The sequence below is a fragment of the Streptomyces sp. NPDC059816 genome (assembly GCF_042732055.1).
GTDB lineage: Bacteria > Actinomycetota > Actinomycetes > Streptomycetales > Streptomycetaceae > Streptomyces.
Map to the genome: position 1 here is coordinate 19,996 of NZ_JBHWIQ010000008.1, position 26,773 is coordinate 46,768.

The window sequence follows — 26,773 nt, forward strand, 5'->3', positions numbered from 1 at the left end:
CAGTCGCGTGGGGGCACGGGCGGGGTCGTCAGCGGCTGAGTCGCTGGAAGCGGCGCACGGCCAGCGGCAGGAACACCGCGGTGAGCACCAGCGGCCAGACGACCGCCATCAGCAAGGCGTTCTGCTCGACCCAGGAGCCGCCGCTGCCGACGGGGCTCCCGAACAGTTCCCGGGAGGCGGCGACGGTGGAGGAGATCGGGTTCCAGGCGGCGACGTGTCCCAGCCAGTCGGGCATCAGCTGGGGCGCGACGAAGATGCTGGAGATCATCGTCAGCGGGAAGGCGACCGCGAACAGACCGCCCGCGGCCTCCGGGTTCGGCACCATCAGCCCGAGCCACACGCCCAGCCAGATCAGGCTGAAGCGGAGCAGCAGCAGGAGCCCGAAGGCCCCGACCGCGCCGCCGATCCCGCCGTCGGGCCGCCAGCCCATGGCGAGCGCGGTGAGCATCAGGATCGTCAGCTCCGCGCAGGCCACGATCAGATCGGTGACGCCGCGGCCCGCGACGACGGCCGAGGGGGCCATCGGCATGGAGCGGAACCGGTCGGTGACGCCCTTGGTCGCGTCGTAGACCACGACGGTCGCCGTGTTGATGAACCCGAAGGCCATCGTCATCGCGAACATGCCGGGCATCAGGAAGTCCCGGTAGTCGCCGCCGCCCGGCACCGTCATCGCACTGCCGAACACGTACCCGTAGAGCAGCACGGACAGGATCGGGAAGCCGAGCTGCCAGGCGATGTTGACGGGCTGGCGCTGGTAGTGGGTGAGGCCGCGGCGGACCACGTTCCAGCAGTCCGCGAAGACCCAGTAGACCCGCCCGTGGTCCACCGCGCCCGTCCCGCCCCCCGACGGGACGGGCGCGGCGGCCCCGGTCGTGGTGTGCTCCTCGGTGGTCGTGGTGGTCGCGCTCATCGCTGACCGCCCCCCTTCGGCTCGTTCCGGTCGCCCTCGGCGTCCGCCGTCGGCGGCTCCTGCTGCTTCTCGGCGCGGTGTCCCGTCAACCGCAGGAACACGTCGTCGAGGCTGGGCCTGCGCAGTCCGATGTCCTCGACCTGGACGCCCTCGTCCTGGAGGGTCCGGGCGACCTCGGTGAGCGCCGCCACCCGGTCGGTCACCGGGGCGTGCACCCGGCGTTCGGCCGCATCGGTCTCCGGCTGCCCCTCACCGACCCGGGCCACGACCTGCACCGCGTGCTCCAGGTCGGCGGCATCGGTGACGACGACCTCGATGCGGTCGCCGCCGACGGTGTCCTTCAGTCCGTCGGGGGTGTCGTCGGCGATGGCCCGGCCGCGGTCGATCACGGTGATGCGGGAGGCCAGCTTGTCGGCCTCCTCCAGGTACTGGGTGGTGAGCAGGACGGTCGTGCCGCCCGCCACCAGGGCGCGGACCGACTCCCAGACCTCGCCCCGGCTGCGCGGGTCGAGCCCGGTGGTGGGCTCGTCGAGGAAGAGGACGTCCGGCGTGAGGATCATCGAGGCGGCGAGGTCGAGCCGCCTGCGCATGCCGCCGCTGTACTTGTCGACGCCCCGGTCACCCGCCTCCACCAGGTCGAACTGTGCCAGCAGTTCGGCGGCCCGGCGCCTGGCTCCGCTCGCGCCGAGGTGGAAGAGGCGGCCGAACATCTCCAGGTTCTGCCGACCCGTCAGCACCTCGTCCACGGCCGCGTACTGGCCGGTCAGTCCGATCCTGGCGCGGACCGCGCGGGCGTTCTCCCGTACGTCGAGCCCGGCCACCGTCGCCCGGCCGCCGTCCAGCTTGACCAGCGTGGACAGGATGCGGACGGCGGTGGTCTTGCCGGCGCCGTTCGGCCCCAGCAGTCCGTGCACGGTCCCCCGTCGGACCGCGAGGTCGAAGCCGGCCAGGGCGTGCTTCTCGCCGTACCTCTTCTGTAGCCCCTCGGCCTGTACCGCGTATGCACTCATGACCCCTCCACCCCGTGACCACGCCCGTTCGAGCCGATTCCGACATCGCGTCGACCGACTAACTGAGTACACCGTACCTCATGTCGAGTACGGTGTACTCAGTTTTAAAGGGGTGAGACTAAAATGCGCACCATGGAGAGCACCGAGACCAGTGGCAGCGGCGACATCCAGCGCACTCTCGAACTGCTCTGGGAGCCCGAACGCAGGCCGAGCCGAGGGCCCAAACCGACCCTGACGGTCGACCGCATCGTGCTGACCGCGATCCGCGTCGCCGACGAAGAGGGCCTGGACGCCGTGTCGATGCGCCGGCTCTCCACCGAACTGGGCACCGGCACGATGTCGCTCTACCGGTACATCCCCGGCAAGGCGGAACTCCTCGACCTGATGCTCGACCGGGTGCAGGAGACCCCGCTCGACAGCGAGGCGCCCACCGGGACCTGGCGGGAGGCCGTCGAGACCATGGCCCGCGGAGCGCTCGCCCTCTACCAGAGCCACCCCTGGCTGCTCCAGGTCAACCAGGTCCGCCCCGTACTCGGGCCCGCCACCCTCGCCACCATGGACCGGGTGCTCAGCCGGATCCGTCCGATGGGCCTCACCGACCCCGAGCTGCTGTCCGTGATCATCATGGTCGACGGTTACGTGTCCGGGGTCGCCCGCACGAACGTCCACGCCGTGGAGGTGGAGAAGCGGACGGGCCTCACCGACCAGGACTTCTGGGCGGCCCAGGCTCCCTACCTGGAACGGGTCATGAAGAGCGGACGCTTCCCCGTGATGGCGAGCCTGTCCGAGGACACCTTCGGCATGGACTTCGACCACTTCGCGTTCGGGCTCCAGCGCATCCTGGAGGGCCTGGAGGTCCTGGTGGAGCGGCGGGCGGCGGCGCGGGCGGCCGACGCCTGAACCCGCCCACTACCTGCCTGGGCGGACGGGTCCCGGCTCAGCCCTTGCCGCGGCGCAGCCGCCGCACCCCGAACACCGCCACGAGCAGCACGACGAGGAGGGCGGCGCCCTGGGTGAAGCCGCCGCCGTCGTCCCCGCTGCCGTCGCCCGCGGCGGAGCCGTCCGAGCCGTCCGAGCCGTCCCCGTCTGGCCCGCCCCCGGACCCGCCGGGCGCCTTCCGCGGCTCCACGTCGCTGCCCAGCCCCTCGGACCCGTACAACAGGGTCTTGCCGTCCGGGGTCCAGGTCAGGGACTCGCCCTGACGCTGGAGCGGGATGCGGAGCCGGTCCACGCGCTTGGGCTTGTCGCCCTTCCAGTCGTAGAGGACGCCGCCGAGGTAGCCGCGCAGGGCCAGTTGTCGACCGTCCGGCGAGAAGGCCCCGTCGGTGACCCACAGGTCGATGTCCGAGACCCGGCGGAAGACGTTGGTGCCCGAGGGCGACAGCTTCGCCGGTCCCGCGTACAGGGTGGCCCCGTCGTCCTTCTTGTCCGTGATGTAGACCCGCCCCGTCTTCGGGTGGACCATCAGCGCCTCGGCGTCCCGGGGCCCGTCCGCGTACTTGACCACGTACTGCGTGGCCTTCACCGTCCGGTCGACCAGCTTCTTCGGCTCCGGCACCTTGTACACCCACACGTGGTTCCAGGTGCCGCCGAGGTTGTCCCCGATGTCGCCGACGTACAGGTTCCCGTCCGGGCCCAGCGAGATCGCCTCCACGTCCCGCGGGCGGCCGACCCCGGTCAGGGTGAGCGTGGCGACGGTCTTGCCGCTGCGGGCGTCCACCGCGTACAGGAACGCACCGTCGTCGCTGTCGTTGTGCGTCCAGTAGATCCCCGGGTGCTGGCGGGACGCGGCCAGCCCGCTGGACTCCTTGATCCGAGGGTCCTCGATGGTGAACCCGTCGGCACCGATGTCCCCCGCCGAGGCGGGTCCGGCGGCGGAGACGGGTCCGGCGGTGAGCACGGTGGTCAGGACGGCGAGGCAGGCGGCACCGGCCACCGACGAAAACGAACGCATGCCCTCAAGACTGCCACCCCGCAGGGCGGTTCACTCCGGCCACCGGCAAACACCGTCCCGGTACACCGCCCGGGTGCCGGACCTCACACCCCGCCCCACCTGCCCATCGGCGATGATGAGCGGATGCTCAGGTTCATGTGCGTCGGAGATTCGCAGACCATCGGGAGCGCCGGCGAACACACCTGGCGCTACCGCCTGTGGGAACACCTGCGGGACACCCTCGACGCACCGTTCCGGTTCGTGGGCCCCCGCGAGACCCTGTACGACACGGCGCAGGACGCCCCCGTCTCCCTGGAGTACCCCCCGGACACCGCCCCCGCCTTCCCCCGGGCGCACCTCGCCGGCTGGGGCGAGGGCTGGCTGCACATGGCCCCGCTGATCCGCGAGGCGGTCACCGCGCACCGCCCGGGCGTCCTGCTCGTCTCGCTCGGCCTGATCGACCTCGGCTTCTACACCGACGCCGGCCAGACCGCGGCGAACGTCCGCGCCTTCGTCACCGAGGCCCGCGCCGCGAACCCGCGCGTACGGTTCCTGATCCTGCCCGTCGTCCCGAACGTCCGCGCACAGACGGACACCCCCTTCGGGGCCGAGCTCGCCCACTTCAACGAACTCCTCGCGAAGACCGCCGCCGACCTGGACACCCCCCGCTCCCCCGTCCTGCTCGCCGCGCCGCCCACCGACTACGACCTGGCCACCGACACCCACGACGGCACCCACCCGGGCGCCTCCGGCGCACACAAACTGGCCGCCGCCTTCGCCCGCGCCCTGCACGAGGAGTGGGGCTGGGGCGAGTCGTACGAGTCCGCCGAGGAGTCCCGCGGCGCGGGGAGCACGGGGTACTCCGGCCACGCGGAGCACTGGGGTCACTCGGGGTGGTGACGGCTCCGGCACGGTCCGCGCGGCCGGCCGGGCCGGGACGGCTACCCCGGCCGGGACGGCTACCCCGCACTGAGGTCCCGCACCGCCGCCAACCGCGCGCCCCGGCTCTCCGCGACCCGGGACACCTCCCGCAACGACGTGCACAACTGCTCCACCACGAACCGCAGTTCCCGCTCCCCCGACCGCTCATCGGCGACCAGGCAACCGGCCCGCTCCAGCAACGTGACCGCCTGCCCCAACTGCGTCCGCTCCATCTCGTCCGCGATCCGGCGCAACCCGCCCCGCCCGTCGCCCGCGGCCCCGCCCTCATCGCTCACCAGGAAACAGGGCTTGCCCTCCTCGGTGCTCCACGGCAACAGCCGCACGAACCGCGCCCCCTCACCCGCGCCCGCGCCGTCCGCTTCCCCGGTACCTTGAGCCATGTCGTCGACTCCCCTTTGTTGATGACCACGCCCCCGGACCGGTCGCACGGTCGCGGGGGTTCCTTACTGACCGTAAGGATGCCGTCACGGAAAGGGCGCAAGTACCCCGCACTGGGGTACCCGCTACCGCCTTGACGTCGACCGCTACTTCTGGACCCCGAACCAGGTGGCGAGGCTGCGCAGTTCCTCAGTCGTGCGGCGGTACTTGTGCGTGAGGACGCGAGCGGTCTCCCGGGCCGTCGGGTGGACGCGGGTCAGCTCGGGGGCGAGGCGTCGCGCCTTCTGGAGGTGCCTCAACGCGTCCTCCCGCCGGTCCAGGTCCACATGGGCGCGAGCCACCGCCACATGATGGTGACCCTGCCGAGTACGCGCCATGTCCGAGGGGAAGCGCAGCCCCCGGGCCTTGCGCACCGCCTCCTCGGGCCGCTTCAGCTCGACCGAAGCGGCGACGTCGTGCACCGCGACGTTCGCCGGCCCGAAGGTCATGTGGTAGTGGAGTTGGTCCCGCCCACCGGGTACCAGTTCGCCCAACCGGCGCGCCTCGGCCAGGTGGTACTCGGTGCCCGCCTCATCGCGCGCCAGCGAAGCGAACGTGGACTCACGCAGGTGCAGGCTGCCCAACAGCGCGATCCGCGGGAGCTCGGCGCCTCCCGCCACGCCCGCAGCGTCCTCCAACTCCGCTCGGGCCGCCGCCAGTACGCGCAGCCCACCGTCGTAGTCGCCGAACGCGTCGAACGAGTAGGAACGCGTCCACTCGGCCAGCGCCCGCATCAGCGAATCCTCCGACAGCCCCGCGGCCCACCGCATCCGGTCTTCGAGCTGTCCGATCAGATCGCTGTACCCGAGCCGATGGGCCAGCCCGTGCGCCATGTAGTAAGCGGAGGCCAACAGCCGCGCGTGCAGTCGCCGTTGCCGTCCGGTGGTCAGATGTACCCCGGCGGTCAGTTCCTCAAGCAGACCCGGGAGCACGGCACCGAGCTGGGCGTACCGCGCCGCTGTGCGATGGGCGGCGGCGGTCTGCACGTCCCGTGCCAGTTCCTCCATCGGCCTCGGCTCCGTGTACCAGTCCGCCGGTAGGTCGAACCTGCGCACCGCCGTGCGGATGCCCTGGACGGGCGCGTGCGTACGTTGCTCCGTGGGCGTTTCGGCCCGGTACGGCTGTCCGGTCAGCTCCTCGACCGGGACCCGCAGCGCGCGGGCCACCGCGATCAGGAACCCGTGCGTGGGCAACCGCTCCCCCCGCTCCACCTTGCGCACCGCCCCCAGGGAAACGTGCGCCTCGGTGGCCAACCCCGCCTGTGTGTACCCCGCCAGTTTCCGGTTCGACGCGATCCGCGCGCCGACGCGTTCCTCCTGCTGGGACATGGGCCCCTCCGATCCCTCTCGCCAGTAACGGTACTCCTACGGAACGTCACACCGCGGCGGTGCGGCGAGCCCGAGTCCCGGGCGAAAAGCCCCCGTTGGTTACCCATCGCTCCACTGGGCGAACGTACGCAGCCGCTCCGGGACGGAGGGTCGAGCCCTCAGCAGCACGCCGACCGTGGCGTGCGTCGTCGGGTGGTAGCGAGCCTGCTGGGGTGACACCCGACGGGCCTCCTGGAGCGCGGCCAACGCGTCCTCGGACCGGGCGACGAGGGCCAACGAACGCGCCCGGTCGATCCAGTAGGCCCCGGCCCGCGCCGCGGGGTAGCCGTCCGGCAGCCGGACCCGTTCACCGATCGCCACCGCCTCACCGTGCTCGTCCCGGTCCCCGGCGGCGGCCATCGCGTGCTGTTCCGTGTTCGTCGGACCGAAGACGAACGTGTAGTGGTTGGTCTCGCCCAACTCGCGGGCGAGGCCCCGCGCCTCGTCCAGCCAGGTGTTCGTCTCGTCGCCCCGGCCGAGCAGCCCGTGCATCTGGACGCCCTTCAGGATCAGCCCGCCCCGCACGGCACGGGTCTCGGGCGTCCCGTCGTCGTCCAGGTCGCGCAGCCCTTGGCGGACGAGACGCAGCCCCTGCTCCATCGCCGGCCCGTCCGCACTGAGCTGCGCGCGCTTCACCCGTTCGGCGGCCACCTGGCGCGGGTCCCCGGACCGGGCCGCGGCCATCGCCATCCGGCTCAGCGCCAGCCGGGCGAGGTCCATGTAGCCGAACTTGTACGCGACGCTGAACACGCCCAAGGCCGCCTCGGCCTGGAGCCAGTGCGCCCGTTCGCAGTCGCCGCCCGCCGAGTGCACCATCGTGGCGTGGGACAACTCCCCCAGCAGCCCGGGAAGCAACTCCGCCAGCGCCGCGTACGCGGAGTCCGTCCGCAGCCGCCGGACCTCCGCAACGTCGGAACCCAGCAGCGGCAGCCCGCGCGGAACGGGGTCGTCCTCGTCCGGCGGGATGCCCCAGTTGTCGAGGGCGGTGCCCAGGGGGGAGATGAGCCGGTCGAGTTGGTCCCTGCGCAACTGCTCGATGTAAGGCTGGCCGTGCAGCACCGAGACGGTCACGCCGAGCGCCCGCGCCAACGCGGCCACGACCTGCGCGCTCGGGCCCCGTTCGCCGGTCTCGATGCGGGACAACATCGACGGGGACACGGCCGCTCTTCGGCCCAGCTCCCGCAGGGTGTGGCCGCGCAGCAACCGCAGCTCGTGCACCCGCCGCCCGACTCCACCGCGTCCGTCCCCGGCCATGGCGCCCGTCCCTTCCTCTGCCAAGAACGGTACTTCTGCGGAGCGTGACGCCAGCCACCGAATGCCCCCGGAAGGCGGTACGTCGACGCCCCGCCGCACGGCGCCCTTGCGTGGAGCGGCCCCGACCGCGTTGGCTGGGGAACCATGGAGTACACGCAGCTCGGACGCACGGGACTCAAGGTCAGCAGGCTGGTCCTCGGCACGATGAACTTCGGCCCCTACACGGACGAGGCCGACAGCCACGCCCTCATGGACGCCGCGTTGGACGCGGGCGTCAACTTCTTCGACACGGCCAACGCGTACGGCCGCGAGCCCAGGGGCCGCACCGAGAGCATCATCGGCAACTGGTTCGCGAAGGGCGGGGACCGCCGGGACAAGGTCGTCCTCGCGACCAAGGTCTACGGGAACATGAGCCAGGACCCCGGCACCGCGTGGCCCAACCACGACAAGCTGTCCGCGCTCAATATCCGGCGCGCCGTGGACGCCAGCCTGAAGCGCCTCCAGACCGACTACCTGGACCTCTACCAGTTCCACCACATCGACCGGAACACCCCGTTCGAGGAGATCTGGCAGGCCATCGACGTCCTGGTGACCCAGGGCAAGATCCTGTACGCGGGTTCGTCCAACTTCCCGGGCTACAAGATCGCCCAGGCCAACGAGACCGCGGACCGCCACGGCCGCCTCGGGCTCGTCAGCGAGCAGTGCCTCTACAACCTGTACGAGCGGCGCGCCGAGATGGAGGTCCTGCCGGCGGCCCGGGAGTACGGCCTCGGGGTCGTCCCCTGGTCGCCGCTGCACGGCGGGCTGCTCGGCGGGGTGCTGCGCAAGGAGGCCGACGGCGGGCGCCGGGTGTCCGGCACGGCGGCGCAGGCCCTCGCGGACCCGACGGTGCGGGAGCGGATCGGGGCGTACGAGGACCTGGTCGACAAGCACGGTCTGGAGCCGGGTGACACGGCCCTCGCCTGGCTGTTGACCCGCCCCGGGGTCACCGGCCCGATCATCGGCCCCCGCACCTCCGAACAGCTCGTCTCCGCGCTGCGGGCGGTGTCGTTGGAACTCCCGGACGACCTGCTGGAGTCCCTGGAGTCCCTGTTCCCCGGCCCGGGCCCGTCCCCGGAAGCCTTCGCCTGGTAACGCTCACCGCGCCCCGCGCACGCCGGAGCCGCCCGCGCGCAACCCCGCACGGGCGGCCACCACCGGGGCACCGCTCGTTACCCGCCGCTTCGAAGCCCGTTCGGATCTACTTGATCGGGCACGACAGTTCGGGTGCGGCACGGTTCGGTGAGCACACCACCAGGGCCAGGGACAGGAACGTCGGACGCGTGAGGAAGTAGCCGAAGGACACGTCCCCACCCCGGCCCAAAGTCTCGACTGCGAACGCTCTACATGCGGCCAGCCGCACACCATCACGATCCTGCTCCGAGGCGAACCGAGGTGCGTACACAGCAAGTTGGCATCCGAGCCATTGCTCCGCTTCCTTCGGATCTTGCCAGGTGCCCCTGATCAGGTTGGGCTGCTTGATGAGCCAGTGCGCCGTCTGGATCGGGGGGATGCCAGTCAGGGGGAACTCGGCCACCACTTGCCGGTAGCGCTCGATCAGCCGTTGTCCGTCCTTGTCCTCCGTGCCCGCCGGGGGTGGCGGTGGTTCAGGATGCGGCGGGCGTCTGAGCCCCTCGTCGTCGAAGTGCGCCTTGGGTCCGACCCACAGGTAGCCATGGATGTGCAACGAACGCTCTTCCTGCGAGCTGAGAGCGGCCCCCGGCCCGAGAGGACGGGCCGAGGGCCGCTGCAGAGCGGGTACGGAGATCAGACGCGCAAACCGAACCGGGCGGGGTCGATGCCGGCGGCGTCAAGTTCGGTTGTACTGAACCGCAACGGCTCGCCCCCGGGGCGCTTGCTGTCCCCCAGGGCCCACGTGTCCGCGCCGATGCAGGCAAGCGTCACGCAAGACTCGCCGTCAGGGTGCGTGTTGCCACCACATGCACTACGAAACACGGCACCCTCGATGGGCAGGGCGAGGACCAGTGGTCCTGCCATTCCGTATGTGCAGTCCTCGCCAGCGCGGAAACCCTCGCAGCGAACGGCCCGTCCACCCCCAGGGCATCGAGCATCAATTCGACGTCGACCAGCGAGGGCGTGAGCCTGCCACCCTCAATGTTGCTCACCTTGGTTTGGGACATGTTGCAACGCCGAGCGAGCCAGGTTTGCGTCTTCCCGGCTCGCAAGCGCTCGCCCCTCAGCGCTTCGGCCAGGTCCGACCTGGATTGACCCAGCCGTCCGGGCTCAAACGTCAAGGCCCTTCACGTACTCCTCAATGGGCACCGACTCGGCCACCGCGATTCGCTGGTACTCGACGAACGGGGACACGTCCCCTTCGTGGACCTCTCGATTGATCTGCCTCCCGTCCGGGTGGTAGTTCATGAGCACCACCTCGGTACGGTCGAACATCCAGAAGTCCTGGACCCCTTCGAGGGGGTTCTCCCGGTCGGTCACGTCAAGGATCCGGATCCGTTCTCCCGCCAGCGCGTGCGGTGCGTAGTACTGGGAGAACTCAAACCTCAGGTACTCGGACAGCGGCCTGGTCACGATGTGCACACGTCCCTGCGGCCGACCCTCCGCGGCTTGTCGGCGGAGCCGGTCGGTGTATTCGTTCGAGACCGTACGGGCATCGATGCGAACACCGGCACGGAACGCTGCGAGCTCGCCTTCCTCCTGCGGCATGAGGTACTGCGGCAGGGTCTCCAGGCGCCAGGCCTCCCGCCGGAAACCCTCGAACCGTGCCGCCCACTGCTCACCAGCCAAGAGCACGGGCGGCCTCCCTCAGGACGCTCTCGGGGATCTCCACAAGTGCTTCTCCCGCCGGGGGCCGAAAGGCGTCGGACGCATCCCCTTGGACGAGGAGGGAACCGGACGGGGTGCGGTAGACGTTCGGGCAGTCGTCCTTCCCGCAGGGTCCGCCGTTGCCGTTGCCATTGCCGTTGCCCGTGAGTCGGATCAGTTCCTCGCGCGCCATGGTGCTACCCCCTGGGCTGTGAGTGGTGCCCCGAAGGTACGGAGGAGCAGGGTCGGCCGTCCATGCGGGGACGCCGATATTCACGTTGTCGGGTAGACGATCACCGTGCCTGACCCGTCACCGCGCCCCGCGCACGCCGGAGCCGCCCGCGCGCAACCCCGCACGGGCGGCCACCACCGGGGCACCGCTCGTTACCCGCCGACCGCCGAGGCGACGGCGACGACGAGGAACATCACTACGAGCACACCGGCCATGATCCGGTTTCGGGTCTTCGGGTCCACACCCCCGAGCCTAACCGGCGGCGCCCAGCGGCAGGGCGGCGACCGTCTCGTACCGGGGCCGCGCCCCGCGCACCCCACCGGTGGGCAGGTTGCTGCGGACCAGCGTCAGCTCGCGCACCGTCCACGCCGCACCGGCGAAGTCGGCGAGCCCGTCGAGGTACGGGGCGAGGTCGACGCCCGAGGCGGCGGCGCTGTCCCGGTTCCGGGCGAGCGAGAGGTGGGGGCGGAACCGCCGGTGCTCCCGTAGCGACAGCCCGGCCCGGCGCCCCGCCGCCTCCGCCCGGTCGGCCAACAGCCGCAGCGCCCGGGTGTCGCCGCTCACCCCGGCCCACAGGGACCGTCCGCCGAAGGTGCCGGACCCGGTGAGCGCCAGGGTGAACGGTTCCGAGCGGTGTGCGCCCCGGGCGAGCCGTTCCGTCAGCTCGGGGACGGACTCCTCGGGCACCTCACCGTAGAACGCGAGGGTGAGGTGCCAGCCGGGCCGTCCCGTCCAGCGCAGCGACTCGTACCCGGGCAGGTCCCGCAGCGCGTCGACCGCCCGGCCGAGCTCGTCGTTCACGGAGGGCGGGGGCAGTACGCCGGCGTAGAGTCTCATGCGCCCCAGTGTCACCCGCCCGGCCCGCCTCCGGAACGGCCGCTCAGGCCGCGGTGGCCAGCTCCCGTCGGGGCACGAACCGGACGTGCTGGTGGCCCCGGCGCAGGTCGACCTGGACGCGCAGCCCGGCGGCACGGGCCAGCATCAGCCCGACGAACAGCGCGGACACCGCGCAGACGAGGCCGCCGACCGCGAAGCTGAACCGCACCCCGTACGCGTCCGTGAGCCAGCCGAACAGCGGGCCGCCCAGCGGGGTGCCGCCGACGAAGACCATCATGTACAGGCTCATCACCCGGCCCCGCATCTCGGGGTCGGTGGCGAGCTGCACGAACGAGTTGGCCGTGACGTTCACGGTCAGGCCCAGCATGCTGATCGGCACCAGGAGCAGCAGGAACGTCCACAGCGACGGGGCGAACGCCGTCACGATCTGGAGGGCGCCGAAGAGCACCGCCGCCGCGACGAGCATCCGCAGCCGGGTGCTGGCGCGCCGGGCCGCGAGCAGCGCGCCGACCAGCGAGCCGAACGCCATCAGGGTGTTGAACAGTCCGTACATGCCCGAGCCGCCGTCGTAGACGTCGTGCGCATAGGCACTCAGCCAGATCGGGAAGTTGAAGCCGAACGTTCCGACGAAGCCGATCAGCACGATCGGCCAGATCAACTCCGGGTTGCGCGAGACGTACCGCAGGCCCTCGCGGAGTTCGCCCTTGCCGCGCGGCCGGCGCGGGGTGGGGTGCAGTTCGGAGGTGCGCATCAGCGCCAGTCCGAGGAGCGGGGCGAGGAACATCAGGCCGTTGGCGAGGAACGCCCAGCCGGGACCGAAGGCGGCCGTCACCACGCCGGCGACCGCGGGGCCGACCAGTCGCGCGGACTGGAAGTTCGCGGAGTTCAGGCCGACGGCGTTGCGGACCTGCCCGGGGCCGACCATCTCGGAGACGAACGACTGCCGGGTCGGGTTGTCGACGACGGTCACCAGTCCGGTGAACAGCGCCGTCATGTACACGTGCCACACCTGGACGTGTCCGCTCAGCGTGAGGGCGGCGAGGAACAGTCCGCCGATCCCCATCGCGCCCTGGGTGAGGAAGAGCAGGGTCCGCTTGGGGAAGCGGTCGGCGATGACCCCGCCGTAGAGGCCGAACAGCAGCATCGGCAGGAACTGCATCGCCGTGGTGATCCCGACGGCGGTCGAGGAGCCGGTGAGGCTGAGGACCAGCCAGTCCTGGGTGATGCGGGCCATCCAGACGCCGACGTTGGCGACGACGGCGCCCATGGCGAACAGCCGGTAGTTGCGGATGGCCAGGGAGGAGAAGGTGCCGCCCCGACCGCTGTCGGTCCCGGTGGTTCCAGAGGTGTCAGAGATATCAGGGGTAACAGGGGTATCGGTGATGTGGGTGGTCCCCGTGGTGTCGGTGGCCTTGGCCAGGGACACGGGTGCCCCGTCGGCCGCATCGGCAGCGGGCCGCTGCGAGCGGGGGGCGGGGACGGTACGGGGTATGAGTCGTCCGGCGGCGGGCCGGCGAAACGGTCGCCGGATCCGGAACCCGAACCTGCCCGCGCGGGCGGGGGTGCGTCGGGTGCCGTCAGGAGCGGCGGGGTCGGAGTGGGTGTGCGGTGCGGGGGCGGAGTCTGCTCCGGATCCCGTACTCAAAAAGATTCGCCTCCTCGGCTCGGTACTACAGGTGTGCGAGCTTCTCCAGTACGGGGGCGGCGGCGCGCAGCTTGGCTCGTTCGTCCTCGTCCAGGTCCTCGACCAGACCGGCCAGCCAGGCGTTGCGCCGGCGGCGGCTCTCTTCGAGCATGGCCTCGGCCTGTTCGGTCTGGGTGACCACCTTCTGGCGGCGGTCGTCGGGGTGTGGCTCCAGCCTGACCAGGCCCTTGGCCTCCAGGAGCGCCACGATGCGGGTCATCGAGGGCGGCTGGACGTGCTCCTTGCGGGCCAGCTCGCCGGGGGTGGCGGATCCGCAGCGGGCGAGGGTGCCCAGCACCGACATCTCCGTCGGACTGAGCGACTCGTCGACCCGCTGGTGTTTGAGCCGCCGGGACAGTCGCATGACCGACGAGCGGAGGGCGTTGACCGCCGCTGCATCGTCGCCATGGGTAAGGTCAGGCATGTTGTTAGCGTAACTCATTACCTTACCTAAACACCACTGTCTACACGGTGATCCCGGACACGCCGCCCACTCGTCACCCGTACGGGTGAGCGGATGCCGGAAAGTGATACAACCTACCCCCTCGGCCCGGACCCTCACACCATGGGGACACACGTACTGAGCCTGCGGATAGACGGGGAGCTCCTGGAGCGGCTCCGGGGCCATGCGGCGAAGCGGGGCATGAGCGTTCAGGACTACGTGATGGGGACGCTCGTGCGCGACGACTTCGACGAAAGGTTCCGCTCGGCGGTGGAAGAGACGGAACGGTTCTACTCCGGCGCCACCCCTGATCCCGGCGCCACCCCGGGTGTCGGTTCCGCCGCGCGGCACGAACCCGTCCCGGTTCCCGGACCGAACCCGGGTGCCGAATCGAACCCGGGTCCCGGATCGACCGCGGACGCCGGGTCCGCCAGGAGTACGGGGTCCACCCGGGGTACGGGGTCCGCCCCGGACAGGGAGTCCGCCCCGCGCAGAGGGCCGACCGCGGGCGCGGGAGCGAGACCCGCCACCGGGTCCGCCACGGACACCGCTTCCGTCCCACGCGCCGGGTCCGCCCCGGGCACCGCCTCCGCGAGCACGCACCCCACGGGGACCCGTCCCACGAGGACGACCGGGGCCGCCGACCCGCCGGACACCGCCCCCCGCGCGAACGGCGGAACCGTCAGCGGCACGGGAACGGGCGGGCCGCTCACCGCCCTGCGCAACCCCGCCGCCCGGAACGCCCCCGGAACGAACGGGGCCGGTGGTGCCACCAGGGCGACCACCGGCCTCTACCGTCCCGCACGGACGGAACCGAATCAGAGCAGCCCGAGCGCGGGCATCAGGTAGTAGAAGACGAAGACGCCGGACACCGCGTACATCGCGACCGGGACCTCACGGGCGCGCCCCGCGGCCACCCGCAGCACGGTGAAGGTGATGAAGCCCATCCCGATGCCGTTGGTGATCGAGTAGGTGAACGGCATCATCATCATGGTCACGAACGCGGGGATGGCGATCGTGTAGTCGTCCCAGTCGATCGACCGGATCGAGCCCGACAGGATCAGGAACCCGACCGCCAGCAGCGCCGGGGTGGCCGCCTGGGACGGCACCATCGTGGCGATGGGGGTCAGGAACAGCGCCAGGCCGAACAGGCTGCCCGTGACGACGTTCGCGAACCCGGTGCGCGCCCCCTCGCCGACCCCGGCCGTGGACTCCACGAAGCAGGTGGTGGCCGAGGAGGACGAGGCGCCCCCGGCCGCGACCGCGATGCCGTCCACGAACAGGACCTTGTTGATGCCGGGGAGGTTGCCCTTGGAGTCGGTCAGCTTGGCCTCGTCGCCGACGCCCATGATCGTGCCCATCGCGTCGAAGAAGCACGACAGCAGCACGGTGAAGACGAAGAGCACGCCGGTGAGGATGCCGACCTTCTCGAACCCGCCGAACAGGCTGACCTCGCCGATCAGCCCGAAGTCGGGGGTGGAGACCGGGTTGCCGGGCCACTTCGGGGTGGTGAGGCCCCAGGAGGGGACCTCCGCGACCGCTTCGATGATCACGGCGACGACGGTCATCGTCACGATCGAGATGAGGATCGCCCCGGGCACCTTGCGCACGATCAGCACCAGGGTGAGCAGCGCACCGAGCGCGAAGACCAGGACCGGCCAGCCCGTGAGGTGGCCACCGCTGCCGAGCGTGAGCGGGACGGTGGTCTGGGCGATGTCCGGGATGCGGGACACGAAGCCGGCGTCGACCAGGCCGATCAGCATGATGAACAGGCCGATGCCGATGGCGATGCCCTTGCGCAGCCCGAGCGGCACGGCGCTCATCACGCGCTCCCGCAGACCGGTGGCGACCAGCAGCATCACCAGGAAGCCGGCGAGGACGACCATGCCCATCGCGTCCGGCCAGGACATCCGGGGCGCGAGCTGGAGGGCGACGACCGTGTTGACGCCGAGCCCGGCGGCCAGCGCGATCGGGACGTTGCCGATGACCCCCATCAGCAGGGTGGTGAAGGCGGCGGTGAGCGCGGTCGCGGTGACCAGCTGGCCGTTGTCGAGCTGGTGGCCGTACATGTCCTTCGCGCTGCCCAGGATGATCGGGTTCAGCACGATGATGTAGGCCATCGCGAAGAAGGTGGCGAAGCCGCCGCGGATCTCGCGCGGCAGGCTGGAACCGCGCTCCGAGATCCGGAAGTAGCGGTCAAGGCCGTTGGTCGGCGGCTTGGGGGCCGGAGAATCTCCGGACGCGTCGACCTGAGCGGTGGCCGAGGGGGACATACGGGACCTCAGTTGTAGATTCCTACGAACAAAACGGGCCGGTCGAGAACCGTTTCAGTATGAACATATGAGGCACATGAACGCTATCTCCGCGCGTAGACAACCTGGTGGCCACCCGTAGGGCCCTACCCGCTCCCCGTCCCCGGACGACGCCCCGGACGCCCCGGCCCGTGCCGCCGCGCCCCCGATAAACTCCCCGCATGTCCGATCCTTCTGCGGGTTCCCCCAAGCGCGAGGCTCCGGAGCCCCTGGAGGGCCCCGTGGTCGGCACCATCACGGGCGGCACGATCCTGTGGTTCGTCCTCTTCCTGGTGCAGCTTCCCTTCTACGGCTGGTTCGACGAGCACGGCCATCTGTGGTGGCTGTGGACGTGCCTGGCCGGCGCCGGCCTCGGACTCATCGGCATCTGGTACGTGCGCAAGCGGGACGCCGCGCTCAAGCAGCACGCGGCAGGGCAGGCCGCAGTACCGGGGGCCGCTGCGCCGGGGACCCCCGCGCAGGACGATCAGGGCTGACCCACCGGCGCGCACGCCCCCGTACCCCGTAGGTCCGTGACGCACGCCCCCGCGGTTCCGAGGCCCCCGGCCCGCACCGACCCGGTGGGCCGGACCGCGGATCGTTCTCGGCCCTTTGCCGTGCCCGACGGGTGCGGAGCGCCTTCCTTCCGTACCGTCGGACCATGACGCACATCGATGCGGGCGCCGAACTCGACCCGGTGCACCCCGTTCCGCTCCCGGGCGGGGTCCGGGCCGGCGGACTGACCTCGGCCGAGGTGTCCGAACGGGTGGCCCGGGGCGAGGTCAACGACGTCCCGGTGCGCAGCAGCCGCTCGCTCGCGGAGATCGTCCGGGCGAACGTCCTCACCCGCTTCAACGCGATCATCGGGGTGCTGTGGGCGATCATGCTGGTGGTCGCGCCCATCCAGGACAGCCTGTTCGGCTTCGTGATCCTCGCGAACACCGGCATCGGGATCGTCCAGGAGCTGCGGGCCAAACGCACCCTGGACTCGCTCGCCGTGATCGGGGAGGCCCGGCCCACGGTCCGCCGGGACGGGGCCGCGGTCGAGGTGCCGACCTCGGGGATCGTGCTCGGGGACCTCATCGAAGTGGGGCCCGGGGACAAGGTCGTGGTGGACGGGACGTGCGTCGAGGCCGACGGTCTTGAGATCGACGAGTCGCTGCTGACCGGGGAGGCGGACCCGGTGGTGAAGCGGCCCGGGGACGCGGTGCTGTCCGGCAGCTTCGTCGTCGCGGGCGGCGGCGCGTTCACGGCGACCAAGGTCGGGCGGGAGGCGTACGCGGCGCAGCTCGCCGAGGAGGCGTCCCGCTTCACCCTGGTCCACTCCGAACTGCGCTCCGGGATCTCCACGATCCTCAAGTACGTGACGTGGATGATGATCCCGACCGCGACCGGGTTGATCATCAGCCAACTCGTCGTACGGAACCACGACTTCAAGGACTCGGTGGCCCGGACGGTCGGCGGGATCGTGCCGATGGTCCCCGAAGGGCTGGTGCTGCTGACCTCGGTGGCCTTCGCGATCGGCGTGATCCGGCTGGGCCGCAAGCAGTGCCTCGTCCAGGAGTTGCCGGCGATCGAAGGGCTGGCCCGGGTCGACACGGTCTGCCTGGACAAGACCGGCACGCTCACCGAGGGCGGCATGGACGTCACGGAACTGCGGGTGCTGGGCGGCGCCGACCCGGCGTACGTGCGTCGGGTGCTCGGTGCGCTCGGCGAGTCCGACCCGCGGCCCAATGCCTCCCTCCAGGCGATCATCGCGGCCCATCCGGTGCCCGCGGGCTGGCGCTGCACCCGGTCCCTGCCGTTCTCGTCGGCCCGGAAGTTCAGCGGGGCGAGCTTCGACGAGGCGGACGGCGAGTCCAGTACCTGGCTGCTGGGCGCGCCCGACGTGCTGTTGCCGACCGGCGATCCCTCGCTCGCCGCCACCGAGGAGCTGAACCGGCAGGGCCTACGGGTGTTGCTGCTGGTCAAGGCCGTCCGCGAACTGGACGCCCTGGAGGACGGAGCGGTCACCGAAGGGGCCCGGCCCACCGCGTTGGTCGTCCTGGAACAGCGGCTGCGGCCGGACGCCGCCGACACCCTGCGGTACTTCGCCGAACAGGACGTCCGGGCGAAGGTCATCTCCGGGGACAACGCGGTGTCGGTCGGCGCGGTCGCCGGCAAGCTGGGGCTCGCGGGCGCCGACGCCACGGTGGACGCCCGGACGTTGCCCGCCGAACGGGACGCGATGGCCTCGGCGCTGGACGAGCACACCGTGTTCGGACGGGTCACCCCGCAGCAGAAGCGGGAGATGGTCGGCGCGCTCCAGTCCCGCGGTCACACCGTGGCGATGACCGGCGACGGCGTGAACGACGTGCTGGCCCTCAAGGACGCGGACATCGGCGTCGCCATGGGGTCCGGTTCGGAGGCCACCCGGGCGGTCGCGCAGATCGTCCTGCTGAACAACAGCTTCGCGACGCTGCCGTCCGTCGTCGCGGAGGGCCGCCGGGTCATCGGCAACATCACCAGGGTCGCCACGTTGTTCCTGGTCAAGACCGTGTACTCGGTACTGCTCGCGATCCTGGTGGTGGTCTCGCAGGTCGAGTACCCCTTCCTGCCCCGGCACTTGACGCTGCTGTCCACGCTCACCATCGGCGTCCCCGCCTTCTTCCTCGCGCTCGCGCCCAACACGGAACGGGCCAGGCCGCACTTCGTCCGGCGGGTCATGCGGTACGCGATCCCGGGCGGGATCATCGCGGCGACGGCCACCTTCGTGACGTACCTGTTGGCCCGGAGCTACTACACCGGGGCGGGGTCCTTGGAGGCCGAGACCAGTGCGGCGACGCTGACGCTCTTCCTGATCTCGCTGTGGGTGCTGGCGATCATCGCCCGGCCGTACACCTGGTGGCGGGTGGCGCTGGTCGTCGCGATGGCGAGCGGGTTCGGGCTGGTGCTCGTGGTGCCCTGGCTCCAGCGGTTCTTCGCGTTGGACCTGGTGGGGGTGGCCATGCCGTGGGCCGCGGTGGGGGTCGCGGGGGTCGCGGCGGCGGTGCTGGAGGGGACCTGGCGGTGGGTCGACCGACGGTTCCCGAAGTAGGCGCGGTGCGCTGTTCTTGGGTGCGGGTTCCCTGCGGGTGCGCTGTGGTTGCTCGCGCAGTTCCCCGCGCCCCTAACGGGGCACGTCCACGGGGCACGTCCACGGGGCACGTCCACGGGGGCGTACCCCAGGGGCGCGGGGAACTGCGCGAGCAACCACGACGCACCCGCACAGGACCGGCCCACCGCCAGGTGAACGCACCCTGGGGGACGGGTCAGGTGACGTCGACGAAGTCGGCGGGTGAAATCACCGCGCCGGTGGTCCGCGAACCACCGTAGACGTAACGGTAGTAGCCGTCCTCCGACGCGCTGACCGTCGTCGTGAGCTTGCCCTGCGCATCGGCCTGGACGGTCTTCACCGTGGTCCAGACGTCCGTGCCCTTCTTCCGGTACTCAAGGTTCACCGCGCTACTGGCGAAGCCGCGGAACTTGTTGGCGTCCCAGTCCGCGCGGGTCAGCGAACCGGTGACCGTCAGGACCTCCCCGGGCCCCGCCGGCTCCGGCGAGGCGTCCACACTCAGCTTCGCCTCCCGTTTGAACGTCACGGTGGCGGCCTGCGGGTTCTCGGTCACGCCGCCGTCGCGACCCTGCGCAGCGGCGTACACGTCCCAGCGTCCCGCCAACTCGTTGGTCAGGTCACGCCGGTCATCGGGATGGTTCGGGTCGGCGATGTTGCGGGTGACGCACGTGGAGGTGGTCGCATTGACCTCCGTGCAGACCGGCCGGACACCGTACGGCATGAGCAGCCGGTACAGGCTGCCCGCGTCGAACCACAGAGCGGCCCCCTGCCCGTAGGCGATGCCGGAGTCGTCCGTGGCGGTGAGGGTGACGTCGAACGTCTTGCGGGTGAGGCCGACCACGAGTTCCTGGCCGCCGTTCGCGGACACGTCGGTGAGCTGCGGTTCGCCCGGCGCCGGAACTGCGGCGGGGCCGTCGTTGGCGTGCGCGGCCGGTACGGCCACGGCCGTCAGCGCCAGTGCGGTCGTCGTCAGTGCGAGTAAGGCGCGGCTTCTCATCGTTCTTCCCCTGTCGGTGCAGGCCACCGGGGACGTACGCCACCCCCCGCTCCGGGGCGTACGGCCGGGGCCGACGGTCGAGTCAGGGAGCCGGACGGCTCCATGTCCCAAGACCCCGCGGGGGCCACGATGGTTGAGAGGTGCAGGAGTGCAGGGGCGCACGAAGGGCGCCGCCCGGGACGGGCAGAGGTCCCCCGAAGAGGTCCCGCCCCGGACAGCGCTCGGCTCACACCACCGCGACGATCAGGTCACGTTGACGGCGTCGGCCTTGGACGACACGGAACCCGTCGAGGTCGAACCGCCGTACGTGAAGCGGTAGCTACCGTCGGCCGATGCCTTGATCGTCGCCTTGACCTTGCCCCGGCTGTCCGCGGACACCGTCTTGACGGTCTCCCAGCGCGTGGCGCCGTTCTTCTTGAACTGGAGCTTCACCGACTGGCCGGCGAAACCCGCGTACTTGTTGGTGTCCCAGTTCGCACGGGTCAGCGAACCCGCGACCGTCAGGGTCTTCCCCTTCTTGATCGGGTCCGGCGACGCCTTGGCCGTCGCCTTCGCCGCACGCTTCACGAGATGGGTCGTGACCTTGTGGTTCTCGGTCTTCTTTCCGTTCCGGTCCTCCCCGTAGACGTAGAGGTTCCAGCGACCCGCGTCCGCGTTCTGGAGGTTGTCATCGGGCATCTCGGGCGGAGCGTCCGTGTCGGCGAGCACCCTGACGGTGCAGTTGGAGGTGGTGGCGTCGACCCGCTTGCACAGGCTCTCCGGGGTGAAGTACTCCCCGGGAGCCAGCAGCTTGTGCGACCGATAGGCATCGGGGCCACCACGCCACAGGGCCGCCATGCCCCCCTTGACCCCGTCGGGGTCCTGCAAGGTGAACTTGACCGTGAACGTCCCGTAGGTGACGCCCACCGTCACGTCCTTGCCGCCGTTCACGGAGACGTTGCTGATCTTCGGGCCACTCGGCGCGGCGGCGGCGGCCGATCCGGTGGGCTGGTAATCGGCGTGGGCGGCCGGAACAGCAAAGGCGGTGAGCGCCAAGGCACCAGTCGTCAAAGCGATTAAGGCACGAGCCTTCATGAGATGTTCCTGTCAGTGCGGGGCCGTCATCGCGACGAACGCACGCTGCCCCCCGGCAGCTTGAACTGTGCGGTCACGGCGGCCCAATGGTCTGAAACAGCGGAGACGAGGCTCCATAAGAACAGACATCCCAGGGGGCGCATCGGTTGCACGCGCCCCTCCCGGATACGCCGGAGCGCCGCCCGGGGCGGGCAGAGGTCCCCCGAAGAGGTCCCGCCCCGGACAGCGCTCGGCTCACACCACCGCGACAATCAGGTCACGTTGACGGCGTCGGCCTTGGACGACACGGAACCCGTCGAGGTCGAACCGCCGTACGTGAAGCGGTAGCTACCGTCGGCCGATGCCTTGGTCGTCGCCTCGACCTTGCCCCGGCTGTTCGAGGAGACCGTCTTGACGGTCGTCCAGGTGTCGGTGCCCTTCTTCTTGTACTGGAGCTTCACCGACTGGCCGGCGAAACCCGCGTACTTGTTGGTGTCCCAGTTCGCACGGGTCAGCGAACCCGCGACTGTCAGGGTCTTGCCCTTCTTGATCGGGTCCGGCGTCGCCTTGGCCGTCGCCTTGGCCGCACGCTTCACGTAGTGCGTCCCGTACCTCTGGTTCTCCGTCCCATTGCCGCGCTTGTCCTCCGCGTAGACGGCGATGTTCCAGCGACCCGCGTTCGCGTTGTCGAGGTCGCCCTCGGGGATCGGAGCCTTCGGGTCGGCGAGCACCTTGATCGTGCACGTGGAGGTCGTCGAGTCGACCCGCTTGCACAGGTTGTCGAGGTTGGTGTGATCGGCGATGGACAGCAGCTTCTCGGCCCGGTCGGCGTTGGGGCCGCCGCGCCAGAGGGCCGCGATGCCGAAGTCGATCCCCTGCGGGTCCTTCGCGGTGAACTTGATGTTGAACGTCTTCTTGGAGACGCCCGCGGTCACGGTCTTGCCCCCGTTGACGGAGACGTTGCTGATCTTCGGGCCGCCCGGCGCCGCAGCAGCGGACGCGGAGCTGAACGGCAGGGCCGACCCGGTGGGGCGGTCATCGGCGTGCGCCGCCGGAACGGCCACGGCGGTGAGCGCCAGGGCACCAGTCGTCAGAGCGACGAAGGCACGAGTTCGCATGGATTTCCCGTCATTGTGGGGCCGTCATCGCGACGAACGCACGCTGCCCCCCGGCAGTTTGAGGTGTGCGGTCGCGGCGGCCCAATGGTCTGAAACAGCGGAGTCGAGACTCCGTAGATACAGACATCCCAGGGGGCGCAATGGTTGCACGCGCGCCTCCCGGATACGCCGGAGCGCCGCCCGGGCGGGCAGAGGTCCCCCGAAGAGGTCCCGCCCCGAACGGCGCCCGACTCACGTCACCGCAGCAGTGGGCGTCAACGGACGTCGACGAAGTCCCCGGTGGAGGTGGCGGAACCGGTGGAGGCCGAACCGCCGTAGGTGAAGCGGTAGCTACCGTCCGCCGACGCCTTGACCGAGGTCTTGACCTTGCCCCGACTGTCCGCGGACACCGTCTTGACCGGCGTCCACCGGCTGGTGCCCTTCTTCTTGAACTGGAGCTTCACCGCACCGCTCGCGAAGCCGCCGTACTTGTTGGTGTCCCAGCTGGCGCGGGTCAGGGCGCCGGTGATCGTGAGGGTCTTGCCCTTCTTGACCGGCTCCGGCGACGCGTTGACCGTCGCCTTCGCCGCCCGCTTCACGAGGGCGGTCGCGGCCTTCATCTTCTGGGTTTCGTGCTTGGAGTCCGACGCCATGGCCATGAGGTTCCAACGGCCCGTGTCCACGTTCTTGAGGTCGCCCTCGGGGAACGATGCCTTCGGGTTGGCGACCAGCTTGAAGGAGCACGTGGAGGTGGTGCTGTTGACCTTCTTGCACGGGTGCTCCAGGCCCATGTCCGGGAACATCATCCGCTCGGGCACGGCCTCATTGGGGCCGCGCCACATGGCCGCAAGGGCGTCGTAGATGGGGGAGCTGTGCTTCACGGTGAACTTGACCGTGAACGTCTTCTTGGAGACGCCCACCACCACGTCCTTGCCGCCGTTCACCGAGACGTTGCTGATCTTCGGGCCGGTGGACCCGCCAGCGGCGTGCGCGGCCGGAACGGTCACGGCGGTGAGCGCGAGGGCGCCGGTCGTCAGCGCGACGAAGGCACGAGTTCTCATGCATGTTCCTGTCACTGTGGGCCCACGAAACGCAGCGCACGCAGTTCCCGGGGACCGGGGGCGTGCGACCGCGGGGGCCGAAGACTTGAGAGTGGAGCCAGGGGCTCCGCGGGGTAGACGCACCGGCGCACGCAATGGTTGTACGCGCCCTCTGGATACGCCGGAGCGCCGCCCGGGGCGGGCAGAGGTCCCCCACAGAAGGCCCCGCCCCGAACAGCGCTCGGCTTCACTCCACCCTGACGGAACCCTCCGTCACGGGCCACTCAACCCGCGTGGGCGAGCATCAACGCACGTCGATCTTGTCAGCGACGGAGGCCGCGTAACCCGTGGTGGTCGAACCGGCGTACTGGAAGCGGTAGTAACCGTCGCTCGTCGCCTTGGTGGTCGTCTTGATCTTGCCGCGGCTGTCAGCGGACACCGTCTTCAGCGTCTTCCACCGGCTGGTGCCCAGCTTCTTGTACTGCAAGTTCACCGAACCGCTCGCGAATCCGTTGTACTTGTTGTTGTCCCAGCTTGCACGTGTCACCGAACCGGTGACCGTCAGGGTCTTGCCCTTCTTGACCGGCTCCGGCGACGCGTTGACCGTCGCCTTCGCCGCCCGCTGGACCTTGACCGTCTTGTAGTTCTCCTTCTCGGCGACCACCATCATGTCCTCGTCGGCGGCGGCCGCGTAGACCTTCCACTTGCCCGCGTCCTCGTTGGCGAGTTCAGTCTTCGGGTCAGCGACGACGGTGTACTTGCAGGTGGCGGTCGTCCGGGTGTACTTGCACGGGTCGGACGTCAGCGGCTCGTAGTTCAGGTAGTTCGCGGGGACGTCCGCGTTGCTGCCGCGCCACAGCATGGCGAGGGCGAATGCGACGCCACCCTTGCTGGAGGCGCTGACCTCGACGGTGAACTTCTTCTTGCCGAGGCCGACCACGACGTTCTTGCCACCGTTGACGGTGACCTTGGTGATCTTGCCGGCGCCCGAGCTGTAGGCGGACGGGCCGGAGGTTCCCGGGAAGTCCAGACCACCGTCCGCGGCCTGCGCGGACGGGACGGAGAGGGCGGAAAGGGCCAGAGCGCCGGTGACCACGGCGACGGAGGCACGGATACGCATGTGTTTCCCCACTTGCTCATAGGCCAGCGATGTGGCGCACCACCCCCACATCACGGGGCGCACCACCTCCCGCAGGCCCGGTCGGTCGCGGAGTCCGATGACTCCACCCCAACAGACCCGCACCCCGGAAAAAGGTTGTAGTAGTTCATGCATCTTTTTCCCGACAGGTGTCGGACACACGTGAGCGCCGCCGCAGTGCTCCCCGCCCCGGGCCGGAGCCCGGGGCGCACTGTGACGGCGCCCGGTGCCGCTAGGTCAGCGCACGTCCACGGCGTCGGCGGACGAGTTGATCGCCGGAGTGGTCGAGGTTCCGGCGAAGCTGTAACGGAACGAACCGTCACGCTCGGCCTTGACCGTGGTCTTCAGGTTGCCACGGCTGTCCGACTTGATCGTCTTCACCGTGGTCCAGGTGGTGGTGCCCTTCTTCTGGAACTGGAGCTTCACCGGCTGGGCGGTGTAGCCCGCGTACTTCAGGTTGTCCCAGTTGGCGCGGGTCAGGGCGCCACCGATGGTCAGGGTCTTGCCCTTCTTGATCGGGTCCGGCGTCGCCTTGGCCGTCAGCTTCGACGCCCGCAGGACCTTGGCCGACTTGAAGTTCTCCTCCGCCGCGATGAGACCGTCGTCATCGGGGTTCGAGGGGTCCGTGGGGCGGAAGGCCATGGCCAGCAACTTCCAGGTGCCGGCGTCCTTGTTGGTCAGGTCGGCCTTGGGGTCCGCCACGTAGGTGAACTTGCACGTGGCGGTGGTCGCCGTGTACTTGCACGGGTCGCTCGTGGGCTCCTCGGGGCCCAGCATGGCCGTGGCGTTCTCCAGGGTGTTGCCGCGCCACAGGAAGCCGAGGGCGAACTCGACGCCCTTCTTGTCGGTAGCGCTGATCTCGACGCTGAACTTCTTCTTGGCGGTGCCGACGGCGATGTTCTTGCCACCGTTGATGGTGACCTTGGTGATCTTGCCGGCGCCCGAGCTGAAGGCGGACGGGCCGAGGGACTTGACGATGTCCTGGGCCTTCGGCAGGTCCACTCCGCCGTCCGCGGCCTGCGCGGACGGGACGGAGAGGGCGGAAAGGGCCAGAGCGCCGGTGACCACGGCGACAGAGGCACGGATGCGCATATGTTTTCCCCACTTGCTCATAGGCCAGCGGTGCGGCACACCAACCCCCCACATCACGGGGCGCGCCGCCTCCCGAAGGCCCGGTCGGTCGCGGAGTCCGATGACTCCACCCCAACAGACCCACCACCTGGGAGAATGGTTGTGCGAATTCGTGCACCCGTTCGGCCCGCGGGTACCTCACCGGTGGGAGCGCCGCCGCGGGTGCTCCCCGCCACCGGCCGGAGCCGGGGGCGGCACCGCGACGGCGCCCGGTGTCACCGTTCCGGAGGGGAACCGTCCCGGCGGGGCGGGCCGATGCTTGCCCACGCCGCCGGATCGATCACCCCCGAGTCAGATCAGATCAGGTCACGTTCACGGCGTCGCCGGACGCGTTGACCGCCGGAGTGGTCGAGGTGCCGGCGAAGCTGTAACGGTACGAACCGTCAACGGTGGCCTTGACCGTGGTCTTCAGGTTGCCACGGCTGTCCGACTTGACCGTCTTCACATCGGTGTAGGTCGCGGCGCCCTGCTTCTTGAACTGGAGCTTCACCGACTGGGCGGTGTAGCCCCCGTACTTGAACGTGTCCCAGTTGGCGCGGGTCAGGGCGCCGGTGACCGTGAGGGTCTTGCCCTTCTTGATCGGCTCCGGCGCGGCGTTGGTCGTCAGCTTCGCCGCCCGCAGGACCTTGAAGCTCTTGATGTTGCTCTTGTCGAGGTACGCCGAGCTGGGGTACTGCGCGCTGATGAAGACCTCAGTGCTCCAGGTCCCGGCCTCGCTGTTGTCGATGTCGTAGTCCTGCGGGTTGACGTTGAACGTCGCCGTGCAGGAGGACTTGGTGGCGGAGACTTCCTTGCACTGGTCGCGCAGGAACCCGTCCGGCAGGAGGATGCCCGACGAGCCCTTCCACGCCGAGATCGACGGGTTGGCCTCGATGTTCGAGCTGTGGCTGGCGTCGAACGTGAGCGTGAACTTCTTGTTGCCGGTGCCGATCGCGACGTCCTTGCCGCCGTTGACCTTGATGTTGCTGAGCTTGATCTCCTCTTCGGCCGGAGCGGCGTGCGCGGCCGGAATGGCCAGGCCGGTCAGGGCGAGTGCGCCGGTGGCCACGGCGGCGGATACGCGCTTACGCATGGATTCCCCAGG

Annotated in this window: 27 protein-coding genes and 1 pseudogene; 6 read left to right on the forward strand and 22 right to left on the reverse strand. The window is 70.2% G+C overall.

Annotated features, from left to right (window positions below):
* Window positions 1–28: 28 nt before the first annotated feature.
* On the reverse strand, window positions 29–910 hold the full coding sequence (locus tag ACFV88_RS12825; RefSeq protein ID WP_385489461.1) for an ABC transporter permease: 882 nt from the start codon (window positions 908–910) through the stop codon (window positions 29–31).
* Window positions 907–1,920: an ATP-binding cassette domain-containing protein gene (locus ACFV88_RS12830; protein WP_385489463.1), complete on the reverse strand. Its 1,014-nt coding sequence runs from the start codon at window positions 1,918–1,920 to the stop codon at window positions 907–909. Before ACFV88_RS12830 ends, ACFV88_RS12825 begins: the two co-directional genes overlap by 4 nt.
* Before the next feature lie 132 nt (window positions 1,921–2,052).
* Here ACFV88_RS12830 and ACFV88_RS12835 point away from each other — a divergent pair, with 132 nt between their 5' ends.
* Window positions 2,053–2,820, forward strand: coding sequence for a TetR/AcrR family transcriptional regulator (locus ACFV88_RS12835; RefSeq protein ID WP_385489465.1), 768 nt, complete (start codon window positions 2,053–2,055; stop codon window positions 2,818–2,820).
* Between the two features lie 37 nt (window positions 2,821–2,857).
* Here the strand turns inward: ACFV88_RS12835 and ACFV88_RS12840 are convergent, their stop codons facing one another.
* Window positions 2,858–3,874 (reverse strand): WD40 repeat domain-containing protein, encoded by a 1,017-nt coding sequence (locus tag ACFV88_RS12840; protein ID WP_385489466.1) that lies wholly within the window; start codon window positions 3,872–3,874, stop codon window positions 2,858–2,860.
* A 123-nt stretch (window positions 3,875–3,997) separates the two neighbouring features.
* On the opposite strand from ACFV88_RS12840, the gene ACFV88_RS12845 reads away from it, so the two are divergent.
* The gene (locus ACFV88_RS12845; protein WP_385489469.1) at window positions 3,998–4,753 is read left to right on the forward strand and encodes an SGNH/GDSL hydrolase family protein; all 756 of its coding nucleotides are present in this window, start codon (window positions 3,998–4,000) and stop codon (window positions 4,751–4,753) included.
* Between the two features lie 59 nt (window positions 4,754–4,812).
* Here the strand turns inward: ACFV88_RS12845 and ACFV88_RS12850 are convergent, their stop codons facing one another.
* From ACFV88_RS12850 to ACFV88_RS12860, 3 genes are all read right to left on the reverse strand, one after another.
* Complete coding sequence (locus ACFV88_RS12850) at window positions 4,813–5,175, reverse strand: hypothetical protein (RefSeq protein ID WP_385489471.1); 363 nt, start codon at window positions 5,173–5,175, stop codon at window positions 4,813–4,815.
* Between the two features lie 144 nt (window positions 5,176–5,319).
* A complete protein-coding gene (locus ACFV88_RS12855) occupies window positions 5,320–6,540 on the reverse strand; it encodes a helix-turn-helix domain-containing protein (protein ID WP_385489473.1) in 1,221 nt (406 codons plus the stop codon).
* Window positions 6,541–6,639: 99 nt separating this feature from the next.
* On the reverse strand, window positions 6,640–7,857 hold the full coding sequence (locus tag ACFV88_RS12860; protein ID WP_385489476.1) for a helix-turn-helix domain-containing protein: 1,218 nt from the start codon (window positions 7,855–7,857) through the stop codon (window positions 6,640–6,642).
* A 120-nt stretch (window positions 7,858–7,977) separates the two neighbouring features.
* Here ACFV88_RS12860 and ACFV88_RS12865 point away from each other — a divergent pair, with 120 nt between their 5' ends.
* Window positions 7,978–8,967 (forward strand): aldo/keto reductase, encoded by a 990-nt coding sequence (locus ACFV88_RS12865; RefSeq protein ID WP_385489478.1) that lies wholly within the window; start codon window positions 7,978–7,980, stop codon window positions 8,965–8,967.
* 106 nt (window positions 8,968–9,073) lie between these two features.
* Here the strand turns inward: ACFV88_RS12865 and ACFV88_RS12870 are convergent, their stop codons facing one another.
* The 8 genes from ACFV88_RS12870 to ACFV88_RS12905 form a co-directional block, all read right to left on the reverse strand.
* A complete protein-coding gene (locus ACFV88_RS12870) occupies window positions 9,074–9,559 on the reverse strand; it encodes a hypothetical protein (protein WP_385489480.1) in 486 nt (161 codons plus the stop codon).
* A gap of 80 nt (window positions 9,560–9,639) precedes the next feature.
* Complete coding sequence (locus ACFV88_RS12875) at window positions 9,640–9,870, reverse strand: DUF397 domain-containing protein (RefSeq protein ID WP_385489481.1); 231 nt, start codon at window positions 9,868–9,870, stop codon at window positions 9,640–9,642.
* Complete coding sequence (locus ACFV88_RS12880) at window positions 9,774–10,127, reverse strand: helix-turn-helix domain-containing protein (protein ID WP_385489484.1); 354 nt, start codon at window positions 10,125–10,127, stop codon at window positions 9,774–9,776. Before ACFV88_RS12880 ends, ACFV88_RS12875 begins: the two co-directional genes overlap by 97 nt.
* Window positions 10,117–10,641 (reverse strand): DUF6879 family protein, encoded by a 525-nt coding sequence (locus tag ACFV88_RS12885; protein ID WP_385489487.1) that lies wholly within the window; start codon window positions 10,639–10,641, stop codon window positions 10,117–10,119. Before ACFV88_RS12885 ends, ACFV88_RS12880 begins: the two co-directional genes overlap by 11 nt.
* Window positions 10,625–10,846 carry a hypothetical protein gene (locus ACFV88_RS12890; protein ID WP_385489490.1) on the reverse strand — a complete coding sequence of 74 codons (222 nt, stop codon included), beginning with the start codon at window positions 10,844–10,846 and terminating at the stop codon, window positions 10,625–10,627. Before ACFV88_RS12890 ends, ACFV88_RS12885 begins: the two co-directional genes overlap by 17 nt.
* A gap of 291 nt (window positions 10,847–11,137) precedes the next feature.
* On the reverse strand, window positions 11,138–11,722 hold the full coding sequence (thpR, locus tag ACFV88_RS12895; protein ID WP_385489493.1) for an RNA 2',3'-cyclic phosphodiesterase: 585 nt from the start codon (window positions 11,720–11,722) through the stop codon (window positions 11,138–11,140).
* 43 nt (window positions 11,723–11,765) lie between these two features.
* Entirely contained in the window at window positions 11,766–13,367 is a 1,602-nt protein-coding gene (locus ACFV88_RS12900; RefSeq protein ID WP_385489496.1) for an MFS transporter, read from the reverse strand.
* 25 nt (window positions 13,368–13,392) lie between these two features.
* Window positions 13,393–13,830 carry a MarR family winged helix-turn-helix transcriptional regulator gene (locus ACFV88_RS12905; RefSeq protein ID WP_385489499.1) on the reverse strand — a complete coding sequence of 146 codons (438 nt, stop codon included), beginning with the start codon at window positions 13,828–13,830 and terminating at the stop codon, window positions 13,393–13,395.
* Window positions 13,831–13,971: 141 nt separating this feature from the next.
* Between ACFV88_RS12905 and ACFV88_RS12910 the strand changes: the two are divergent.
* Window positions 13,972–14,142 (forward strand): annotated as a pseudogene (locus ACFV88_RS12910) (ribbon-helix-helix protein, CopG family); the annotation flags it as partial.
* Window positions 14,143–14,666: 524 nt separating this feature from the next.
* Here the strand turns inward: ACFV88_RS12910 and ACFV88_RS12915 are convergent.
* Window positions 14,667–16,121, reverse strand: coding sequence for an NCS2 family permease (locus ACFV88_RS12915; protein WP_385489501.1), 1,455 nt, complete (start codon window positions 16,119–16,121; stop codon window positions 14,667–14,669).
* Window positions 16,122–16,321: 200 nt separating this feature from the next.
* Between ACFV88_RS12915 and ACFV88_RS12920 the strand changes: the two genes are divergently transcribed.
* Both ACFV88_RS12920 and ACFV88_RS12925 read left to right on the forward strand, forming a co-directional pair.
* Complete coding sequence (locus ACFV88_RS12920; RefSeq protein ID WP_385489504.1) at window positions 16,322–16,636, forward strand: DUF2530 domain-containing protein; 315 nt, start codon at window positions 16,322–16,324, stop codon at window positions 16,634–16,636.
* A 164-nt stretch (window positions 16,637–16,800) separates the two neighbouring features.
* Window positions 16,801–19,215, forward strand: coding sequence for an HAD-IC family P-type ATPase (locus ACFV88_RS12925; protein WP_385489507.1), 2,415 nt, complete (start codon window positions 16,801–16,803; stop codon window positions 19,213–19,215).
* 214 nt (window positions 19,216–19,429) lie between these two features.
* Here the strand turns inward: ACFV88_RS12925 and ACFV88_RS12930 are convergent, their stop codons facing one another.
* The 7 genes from ACFV88_RS12930 to ACFV88_RS12960 form a co-directional block, all read right to left on the reverse strand.
* Window positions 19,430–20,230, reverse strand: coding sequence for a calcium-binding protein (locus ACFV88_RS12930; RefSeq protein ID WP_385489509.1), 801 nt, complete (start codon window positions 20,228–20,230; stop codon window positions 19,430–19,432).
* 243 nt (window positions 20,231–20,473) lie between these two features.
* A complete protein-coding gene (locus ACFV88_RS12935; RefSeq protein WP_385489512.1) occupies window positions 20,474–21,280 on the reverse strand; it encodes a calcium-binding protein in 807 nt (268 codons plus the stop codon).
* Window positions 21,281–21,555: 275 nt separating this feature from the next.
* Window positions 21,556–22,401: a calcium-binding protein gene (locus ACFV88_RS12940; RefSeq protein ID WP_385489515.1), complete on the reverse strand. Its 846-nt coding sequence runs from the start codon at window positions 22,399–22,401 to the stop codon at window positions 21,556–21,558.
* A 254-nt stretch (window positions 22,402–22,655) separates the two neighbouring features.
* On the reverse strand, window positions 22,656–23,441 hold the full coding sequence (locus ACFV88_RS12945; RefSeq protein WP_385489517.1) for a calcium-binding protein: 786 nt from the start codon (window positions 23,439–23,441) through the stop codon (window positions 22,656–22,658).
* A gap of 283 nt (window positions 23,442–23,724) precedes the next feature.
* Window positions 23,725–24,540, reverse strand: coding sequence for a calcium-binding protein (locus tag ACFV88_RS12950; protein ID WP_385489520.1), 816 nt, complete (start codon window positions 24,538–24,540; stop codon window positions 23,725–23,727).
* A gap of 255 nt (window positions 24,541–24,795) precedes the next feature.
* Window positions 24,796–25,650 (reverse strand): calcium-binding protein, encoded by an 855-nt coding sequence (locus tag ACFV88_RS12955; protein ID WP_385489523.1) that lies wholly within the window; start codon window positions 25,648–25,650, stop codon window positions 24,796–24,798.
* Window positions 25,651–25,990: 340 nt separating this feature from the next.
* Entirely contained in the window at window positions 25,991–26,761 is a 771-nt protein-coding gene (locus tag ACFV88_RS12960; RefSeq protein ID WP_385489526.1) for a calcium-binding protein, read from the reverse strand.
* Between the last annotated feature and the right edge of the window lie 12 nt (window positions 26,762–26,773).

Coding starts and splice junctions, on each gene's coding strand:
- ACFV88_RS12825 (WP_385489461.1), bottom strand. CDS start 910: ATGAGCGCGACCACCACGACCACCGAGGAGCACACCACGACCGGGGCC.
- ACFV88_RS12830 (WP_385489463.1), bottom strand. CDS start 1,920: ATGAGTGCATACGCGGTACAGGCCGAGGGGCTACAGAAGAGGTACGGC.
- ACFV88_RS12835 (WP_385489465.1), top strand. CDS start 2,053: ATGGAGAGCACCGAGACCAGTGGCAGCGGCGACATCCAGCGCACTCTC.
- ACFV88_RS12840 (WP_385489466.1), bottom strand. CDS start 3,874: ATGCGTTCGTTTTCGTCGGTGGCCGGTGCCGCCTGCCTCGCCGTCCTG.
- ACFV88_RS12845 (WP_385489469.1), top strand. CDS start 3,998: ATGCTCAGGTTCATGTGCGTCGGAGATTCGCAGACCATCGGGAGCGCC.
- ACFV88_RS12850 (WP_385489471.1), bottom strand. CDS start 5,175: ATGGCTCAAGGTACCGGGGAAGCGGACGGCGCGGGCGCGGGTGAGGGG.
- ACFV88_RS12855 (WP_385489473.1), bottom strand. CDS start 6,540: ATGTCCCAGCAGGAGGAACGCGTCGGCGCGCGGATCGCGTCGAACCGG.
- ACFV88_RS12865 (WP_385489478.1), top strand. CDS start 7,978: ATGGAGTACACGCAGCTCGGACGCACGGGACTCAAGGTCAGCAGGCTG.
- ACFV88_RS12875 (WP_385489481.1), bottom strand. CDS start 9,870: ATGGCAGGACCACTGGTCCTCGCCCTGCCCATCGAGGGTGCCGTGTTT.
- ACFV88_RS12890 (WP_385489490.1), bottom strand. CDS start 10,846: ATGGCGCGCGAGGAACTGATCCGACTCACGGGCAACGGCAATGGCAAC.
- thpR (WP_385489493.1), bottom strand. CDS start 11,722: ATGAGACTCTACGCCGGCGTACTGCCCCCGCCCTCCGTGAACGACGAG.
- ACFV88_RS12905 (WP_385489499.1), bottom strand. CDS start 13,830: ATGCCTGACCTTACCCATGGCGACGATGCAGCGGCGGTCAACGCCCTC.
- ACFV88_RS12915 (WP_385489501.1), bottom strand. CDS start 16,121: ATGTCCCCCTCGGCCACCGCTCAGGTCGACGCGTCCGGAGATTCTCCG.
- ACFV88_RS12920 (WP_385489504.1), top strand. CDS start 16,322: ATGTCCGATCCTTCTGCGGGTTCCCCCAAGCGCGAGGCTCCGGAGCCC.
- ACFV88_RS12925 (WP_385489507.1), top strand. CDS start 16,801: ATGACGCACATCGATGCGGGCGCCGAACTCGACCCGGTGCACCCCGTT.
- ACFV88_RS12930 (WP_385489509.1), bottom strand. CDS start 20,230: ATGAGAAGCCGCGCCTTACTCGCACTGACGACGACCGCACTGGCGCTG.
- ACFV88_RS12940 (WP_385489515.1), bottom strand. CDS start 22,401: ATGCGAACTCGTGCCTTCGTCGCTCTGACGACTGGTGCCCTGGCGCTC.
- ACFV88_RS12945 (WP_385489517.1), bottom strand. CDS start 23,441: ATGAGAACTCGTGCCTTCGTCGCGCTGACGACCGGCGCCCTCGCGCTC.
- ACFV88_RS12950 (WP_385489520.1), bottom strand. CDS start 24,540: ATGCGTATCCGTGCCTCCGTCGCCGTGGTCACCGGCGCTCTGGCCCTT.
- ACFV88_RS12955 (WP_385489523.1), bottom strand. CDS start 25,650: ATGCGCATCCGTGCCTCTGTCGCCGTGGTCACCGGCGCTCTGGCCCTT.
- ACFV88_RS12960 (WP_385489526.1), bottom strand. CDS start 26,761: ATGCGTAAGCGCGTATCCGCCGCCGTGGCCACCGGCGCACTCGCCCTG.